Genomic DNA, 7,052 nt, shown 5'->3' with positions numbered 1-7,052 from the left:
GTTGGAATAACTATGCCTATAATGTCTATTCTTTTAGCATTTGGTATGCTTATTGGAATTGGATCAACAGCGAATATATCTTTAAATCTTGGTCGTGGTAAAAGAGATGATGCAGAAAAGTTAATTGGTAGTGCACTAACATTAAGCTTAATAGTTGGTATTGCACTAACTATTATTGGGCTTATCTTCTTAAATCCAATATTAAATATTTTTGGAGCAAGTGAAAATACTTTATTTTATGCTAAGCAATATATTATCGTAATTTTAGGTGGATGTACTTTTAATATTCTTTCCTTTGCATTAAATAGTACTGTAAGAGCTGATGGTAATCCTAAGCTAGCTTCAATAACAATGGTTATTGGATGTGGTACTAATATAATATTAGACTATTTATTTGTTTTTATATTAAATATGGGAATTAAAGGTGCTGCATTTGCAACTGTCATTTCTCAAGCACTTACATTCATTATAATTCTTTACTACTATACTAAAGGAAAATCTAACTTAAAATTAAAAATTAAAAATATGAAACTAAAGAAAAATTTAGTTATGATGACATTTGCAATTGGTATTGCTCCTTTTGCAACTCAAATTGCTAACAGTTTAGTACAAGTTATTGCTAATAACTCTTTAAAAGCCTATGGTAATGATTTATCTATAGGTGCTATGGCTATAATAGGGTCTATTAACATGGTATTTATGATGCCTATCTTTGGTATTAATCAAGGTTGTCAACCAATTATAGGATTTAACTATGGTGCTAAAAAATACGACAGAGCTAAAAAGACATTTAAAATAGCTACTATTGCTGCTACAGTTATTTGTACTATTGGTGGAGTTCTAATTCAGACTTTCCCTCAATTTGCAATTAGCTTATTTAATAATGATCCTGAACTTACTGCTGTTGCTGTAAAAGGAGTTAGAATGTATTTATTAATGATGCCTATAGTAGGAATCAATATTGTATCAACTAGTTATTTCCAATCAGTAGGTAAAGCTAAAATGTCTATGTTTGTTAGCTTACTTAGACAAGTTATATTATTAATTCCATTTACTTTAATATTACCTTTATTTATTGGATTAGATGGGGTTTGGGCTGCAGGTGCCTGTGCTGATTTCTTCTCTGTTGTTATAACATTAGTTTTAATCTTCAAAGAGTTTAAGTCATTAAACATATTACATAAAACTCAAGTAGCATAATATATAAATTTAAAATAAGAGATACTTAATTTGATTATATCTAATTAAGTATCTCTTATTTTAATCTACAATATATTATGCTTTCTTCTTTTTTGAATATAAATCGAATACAACCGCAAATAATAATACTAAACCTTTAATTACATATTGCCAGTTACTATCAACACCTAGTAATGACATACCGTTATTAAGTACCCCCATTACAAGTCCACCTACAACAGCTCCCATAACTCTACCTATTCCACCACTTGTTGATGCTCCACCTATATAGCAAGCTGCTAATGCATCTAGCTCAAAGTTAACACCTGCTTTTGGTTGAGCTGAATTAACACGAGCTGCATAAGCTAATCCTGCTATAGCTGCCATTAATCCCATATTTAAAAATACTAAGAATTGAACCTTGGTAACCTTTACACCTGAAAGTGCAGCCGCCTTTTTATTTCCTCCAACAGCATATACTTGTCTACCAAATACTGTTTTATTAGTTATAAATGTATATATAGCTATTATCACTCCTGAAATTACTAATATGTTAGGAATTCCCTTATATGATGCCAAAACAAGAGTTGCAACATTTATAACAACGACCTTAGCAATAGTTTTAATTAGAAATACATTTTTTGATTCAACATTAAAATTATACTTTTTAAGCTTTTTTCTCTTATTGATATCTGACCAAATGAAAACTAATGATAGTGCAATTCCTACTAATACTGATGATCCTACTAAGTATCCATTTCCAACTATAAAATAAAATAACGGTGGAATAAATCCAGAACCTAAGTTTGCAAATGCTGTTGGAAATGGTGCAATTGTTGTTCCATTTAAAAGTATCATTGTTAATCCTCTAAAAACTAACTGTCCTGCTAATGTAACAACAAATCCTGGAATATCCTTATATGCTATCCAATATCCTTGTATAGCACCAACTATCATACCAATTGCTAAAGCTATAATAATTGCAAGTACTGGATGTAATCCCTTATTAACCATAGCTACTCCTGCCACTGCTCCAATAAATGCACTTACAGAACCTACTGCAAGGTCAACTGTTCCTATTATAACTACTAATAACATACCTACCGCAAGAATAAGAATATATCCATTTTGTTGTATAAGATTTGTTATATTAAGAGGCTTTAACATAATTCCTTTTGTTAAAATTTGAAATATAACTACTACTGCAACTAATGCTATTAACATACCATTTTCTTTTATTACTTTACTTATCGAAATTTCCTTTTCGCCTTTTCCATTGTTCAAGTTTTTATTAACTGGTAATTTTACTTCACTCATTATATTTCCCTCCTATTTAGATGCTACAATCATGCTCATTATCACTTCTTGATTTGCTTTCTTTGCATCTAATTCTCCTATAATTTTTCCTTCATTCATTACATAAATCCTATCACTTAATCCTAATACTTCCGGTAACTCTGACGAAATTACAATAACAGCTTTACCTTGATTGACAAGATCATTAATTATAGTATAAATCTCATACTTTGCTCCAACATCTATTCCTCTTGTCGGCTCGTCCAATATTAATAAATCAGGCTCTGCATAAACCCATCTAGAAAGTACTACTTTTTGCTGATTACCTCCACTTAGGTTTCCTGTTATTTGAGTTATACTTGGTGTCTTAATTTTCATAGATTTTCTAAAATCTTCAGCAGCTAAGATTTCTATCTGATCATTTATTACACCATATTTAGATATTTTACCTAATGATGAAATAGAAATATTATGCCTTATATCATCGATAAGATTCAATCCAGCTTCCTTTCTATCTTCAGTAACATATGCTATTCCATTATCAATTGCATCTTGTACATTTTTTATATGAATTTCTTTTCCCTGCTTCTTTATAGATCCTGATATTTTTTGCCCATAGCTTCTTCCAAATATACTCATTGCAAGTTCAGTTCTTCCTGCCCCCATAAGTCCAGCAATTCCTAAAACTTCACCCTTTTTAACTTTAATATTTACATTATCTACAACTTTTCTATCTGAATAATCTGGATGATAAACGTTCCAATTATTAACTTCAAATAATACATCTCCAATTTTAGATACTCTCTTTGGATAACGTTCAGTAAGTTCACGTCCTACCATTCCCTTTACTATTCTATCCTCTGATATTTTCTCAACAGTAGCATCTAAAGTTTCAATTGTGGCTCCATCACGCAATACAGTAATAGAATCACATACCTTTGATACTTCATTTAATTTATGCGATATTAAAATTGATGTTATTCCATTAGATTTTAACTCTAACATTAAATTTAATAGATTTTCACTATCATCTTCATTTAATGAAGCTGTTGGTTCATCTAAAATTAATAGTTTTACATCTTTTGATAGTGCTTTTGCTATTTCAATTAATTGTTGCTTCCCAACTCCCAATGTATTAACAATTGTATCTGGATCTTCATTTAATCCTACTTTGGCAAGTAATTCTTTTGTTCTAATTCTAACTTCATTCCAATCTATTACACCATGCTTTGCTATTTCATTTCCCATGAAAATATTTTCCCCTATACTTAAATAAGGACTTAATGCTAACTCTTGATGAATTATTACAATTCCATCATGCTCACTATCTTTTACACCTTTATATTTGCATGTTTTTCCATTATAAAGTATTTCTCCCTCATAATCTCCATATGGGTAAATACCACTTAAAACCTTCATTAATGTAGATTTTCCAGCACCATTTTCGCCACAAAGAGAATGAATTTCACCCTTTTTAACTTTTAAATTTACGTTATCTAATGCTTTAACTCCTGGGAAAGTTTTAGTTATATTTTTCATTTCAAGTATAATATCATTTTTATCACTGACCATATGATTTCAACCTCCCTTTTTAATTGCCTCTAAATTATTTTTCTCAACACTAATTAAGTTCTGATTCTTCTATATAACCTAAATCAACTAAAACTTCCTTATAGTTATTTATATCAACAGAAATAGGAGTACAAAGATATGAAGGAATAACCTTTACACCATTATCATAAGTTTCTGTATCGTTTACTTCTACTTCTTCCCCCTTAAGAATGGAATCAACAGTTTTAACAGCTCTGCTTGCTAATTCTCTAGTATCTTTAAAAATTGTTTGAGTTTGTTCACCTGAAATAATAGACTTTATAGTTGCTGTCTCAGCATCTTGTCCAGTTATTACTGGCCATGGAAGATCAGCTGTACCGTATCCAACACTTCTTAATGCTTCAACTATTCCACGACTTAACCCATCATATGATGAGAATACTGCATCTACTTTTTTACCAGATGAATAATTGGCTGTTAATATATTTTCCATTCTTGATTGAGCTAAAGCCCCGTCCCATCTTAATGTACATACTGTATCAAAATCAGTTTGTCCTGAAACTACAACTAAACTTCCGTTATCAATATACTGTTGTAATACACTCATGGCACCATCGTATAACATGTGTGCATTATTGTCATCAGGAGATCCTGCAAATAATTCTATATTATAAGATTCTCCATTAGCATTTTTTAAATTTAAAGCCTCTTCAATATACTCTCCTATTTGAACTCCTACTAGTGTATTATCAAAGGATATATAATAATCAACATATTCTGTATTTTTAATTAATCTGTCATATGCAACAACAGGTATTCCTGAATCATGTGCTTTTTGACAAACGTCAGTTAAAGCCTCCCCATCTATATTCGCTATTACTAAGCAATCAACACCCTTTGTTATTAAATTTTCAGCTTGTGAAACTTGAGTTTCTACAATATCTTCTGCATATTGTAAATCTGTTTTATACCCTAACTTTTGAAGTTCTTCTACCATATCATTACCATCATTGATCCAACGTTCTGATGATTTTGTCGGCATTAATATACCTATTGTTTTTCCATTAGCTGTATTCTCAACCCCTTCAGTTCCAGCTTCAACACTTTCTGCTTTTCCCCCACCAGTAGCCTCATTAATATCAGTTGTAATACCACAACCACCTACTGTCCCTAATAGACTCATAGACAATAGCATTGCCATAAATTTTTTCTTCATAAAATCTCCTCCCATAAACCATAATTTAAAATTTTATACCATATCCACCTTTAAACGTTTTCACAAAAGGTAGTTATATGCCCTTATATCTTTTAAAATTTAACCATATTGAATGCTAACTCAAAAAATACTAATATCATCATAACTTTTGCATAATATGAATTTACCTCAAATTTATAGTTTGAATTTTTCTTTTTATATAGTATATTAACAACTACTCCTACTATTATTGCTATAGAAAAAATTAATAAACCTGTAATTGTACATTTTATAACTCCTATATCTATTAGTACAAAATATAATAATAAACATGGAGCAACTAAATAATATAAAATCTTATTACTTGTTGTAATATATTTTTCACTCATATATATCCCCCTTATTGTTTAAAACTTTTTACAATTTTATTGTAAGTACATTTTTATTATATTATATGACTCATGTACGCGCAAGAAATATTTGTAAAATTTTATATTTAATAACTTTCCTTTTATTAAAATTATCTGTCTTATTTATATCTATTTTACTTATCGCGTAAATATTTCTTAAAAAAAATAATTGATATTATTATACGTACAATAATATCAATTATCCTATTATCTAAAACTAAATTATATCTTTTAATGTATATTTAGACATCTCATTTACAAATTCATCTAAAGATTTAGAAATAATTCCTTTAAGCTTACATTCTTCATTGACTAACGGACATGTACCTGATAAGCTCATACATTCTACTATATTTAAATTTTCTTCTGTTAACAATAGAACTTTTGCTAAATTTATCTCCTTTGGATCTAAGCCTAATTTTAATCCGCCATTTCTTCCTTTCAAAGATATTATATATTCTGTTTTTGCTAACTTATTTATTACTTTTTTCAGATGGTGTGATGATATCTCTAAATCTTTAGCTAATATATCTACTGTCAAATTTTCTTCTGAGTTTTTAGCCAAATATATTAATGCCCTAAATGCATAATCCGTAAATTTTGATAACTGCATAAGTACCTATTCCTTTCATATAATGTAAACTAATTATAACATAAAATAAATGTGTATTTTATTTGCACATTTTATTTTTATATGTTATATTGTTATTACAGAGTATTAATAATTATTATTAATAAATAATAATTCAACAAAGGAGAGATAATATGTTAGATCAAAAAACTATAGATATAATAAAAAGTACAGTACCAGTTTTAAAGGAGCATGGTTTAGAAATTACAACAACTTTCTATAAAAATATGTTTGCAAATAATCCTGAGGTTAAACCATTATTTAATATGGACAAACAAAATTCTGGCGAACAACCAAAAGCTTTAGCTATGACTATACTAGCTGCTGCTCAAAACATAGACAACCTTCCAGCAATTTTACCTGTAGTAAAAAAGATAGGTGAAGTGCACTGTGATCGTCAAATTACTGAAGGACATTATCCAATAGTTGGCTCAAATTTATTAGCTTCAATTAAAGAAGTTTTAGGTGATGCTGCAACTGATGAAGTTATAGAGGCTTGGGGTAAGGCTTATGAAGTTATCTCTAAAATTTTTATAGATGTAGAAAAAGAAATTTACCAATCAAGAAAATAAATATATAAATAATAAAAATTCCCCTATTTAGCTTAACTAAATAGGGGAATTTTTATTATTTAAGTAGTATTTAAATTAGTTATTATTTAACTTGTTTAACACTTCATCCATGTCTAAACCATGAACTATACAAGCTTGTTCTAAAGATTCCATAGTTGCTGATGGGCATCCTAAGCATCCCATACCAAATGACATTAATATTTCTGCTGCCTTTGGAT

General features: G+C 29.1%; 8 protein-coding genes. 2 read left to right on the top strand and 6 right to left on the bottom strand.

Features of this window, described 5'->3' with window-relative positions; translation table 11 throughout:
* A partial coding sequence (locus tag Q0G30_RS13490; protein ID WP_294391071.1) for an MATE family efflux transporter occupies positions 1 to 1,200 on the top strand: 1,200 nt, incomplete at its 5' end.
* Between the two features lie 75 nt (positions 1,201 to 1,275).
* Here the strand turns inward: Q0G30_RS13490 and mmsB are convergent.
* From mmsB to Q0G30_RS13465, 5 genes are all read right to left on the bottom strand, one after another.
* The gene (gene mmsB / locus Q0G30_RS13485; protein ID WP_294391068.1) at positions 1,276 to 2,496 is read right to left on the bottom strand and encodes a multiple monosaccharide ABC transporter permease; all 1,221 of its coding nucleotides are present in this window, start codon (positions 2,494 to 2,496) and stop codon (positions 1,276 to 1,278) included.
* A gap of 12 nt (positions 2,497 to 2,508) precedes the next feature.
* Entirely contained in the window at positions 2,509 to 4,047 is a 1,539-nt protein-coding gene (mmsA, locus tag Q0G30_RS13480; RefSeq protein ID WP_294391064.1) for a multiple monosaccharide ABC transporter ATP-binding protein, read from the bottom strand.
* 49 nt (positions 4,048 to 4,096) lie between these two features.
* Positions 4,097 to 5,242, bottom strand: coding sequence for a multiple monosaccharide ABC transporter substrate-binding protein (gene chvE, locus Q0G30_RS13475; protein WP_294391061.1), 1,146 nt, complete (start codon positions 5,240 to 5,242; stop codon positions 4,097 to 4,099).
* Positions 5,243 to 5,334: 92 nt separating this feature from the next.
* Positions 5,335 to 5,610, bottom strand: a complete 276-nt coding sequence (locus Q0G30_RS13470; RefSeq protein WP_294391058.1) for a hypothetical protein — start codon at positions 5,608 to 5,610, stop codon at positions 5,335 to 5,337.
* Positions 5,611 to 5,848: 238 nt separating this feature from the next.
* Complete coding sequence (locus Q0G30_RS13465) at positions 5,849 to 6,244, bottom strand: Rrf2 family transcriptional regulator (RefSeq protein ID WP_294391056.1); 396 nt, start codon at positions 6,242 to 6,244, stop codon at positions 5,849 to 5,851.
* A 152-nt stretch (positions 6,245 to 6,396) separates the two neighbouring features.
* On the opposite strand from Q0G30_RS13465, the gene Q0G30_RS13460 reads away from it, so the two are divergent.
* Positions 6,397 to 6,834, top strand: coding sequence for a globin domain-containing protein (locus tag Q0G30_RS13460; protein WP_133013637.1), 438 nt, complete (start codon positions 6,397 to 6,399; stop codon positions 6,832 to 6,834).
* Positions 6,835 to 6,909: 75 nt separating this feature from the next.
* Here Q0G30_RS13460 and Q0G30_RS13455 read toward each other — a convergent pair.
* The coding region (locus tag Q0G30_RS13455) for a DUF1858 domain-containing protein (protein ID WP_294391076.1) at positions 6,910 to 7,052 on the bottom strand (143 nt) is incomplete at its 5' end.

The sequence above is a fragment of the uncultured Clostridium sp. genome, assembly GCF_934754925.1.
In the GTDB taxonomy this organism is placed as follows: domain Bacteria; phylum Bacillota; class Clostridia; order Clostridiales; family Clostridiaceae; genus Clostridium.
The sequence above is the reverse complement of the archived record's forward strand: the minus strand, read 5'-3'. Positions and strand labels throughout refer to the sequence as shown.

Excerpts from the sequence above, each read along its gene's own strand:
- mmsB (WP_294391068.1), bottom strand. The coding sequence starts at position 2,496 with ATGAGTGAAGTAAAATTACCAGTTAATAAAAACTTGAACAATGGAAAA.
- mmsA (WP_294391064.1), bottom strand. The coding sequence starts at position 4,047 with ATGGTCAGTGATAAAAATGATATTATACTTGAAATGAAAAATATAACT.
- chvE (WP_294391061.1), bottom strand. The coding sequence starts at position 5,242 with ATGAAGAAAAAATTTATGGCAATGCTATTGTCTATGAGTCTATTAGGG.
- Q0G30_RS13470 (WP_294391058.1), bottom strand. The coding sequence starts at position 5,610 with ATGAGTGAAAAATATATTACAACAAGTAATAAGATTTTATATTATTTA.
- Q0G30_RS13465 (WP_294391056.1), bottom strand. The coding sequence starts at position 6,244 with ATGCAGTTATCAAAATTTACGGATTATGCATTTAGGGCATTAATATAT.
- Q0G30_RS13460 (WP_133013637.1), top strand. The coding sequence starts at position 6,397 with ATGTTAGATCAAAAAACTATAGATATAATAAAAAGTACAGTACCAGTT.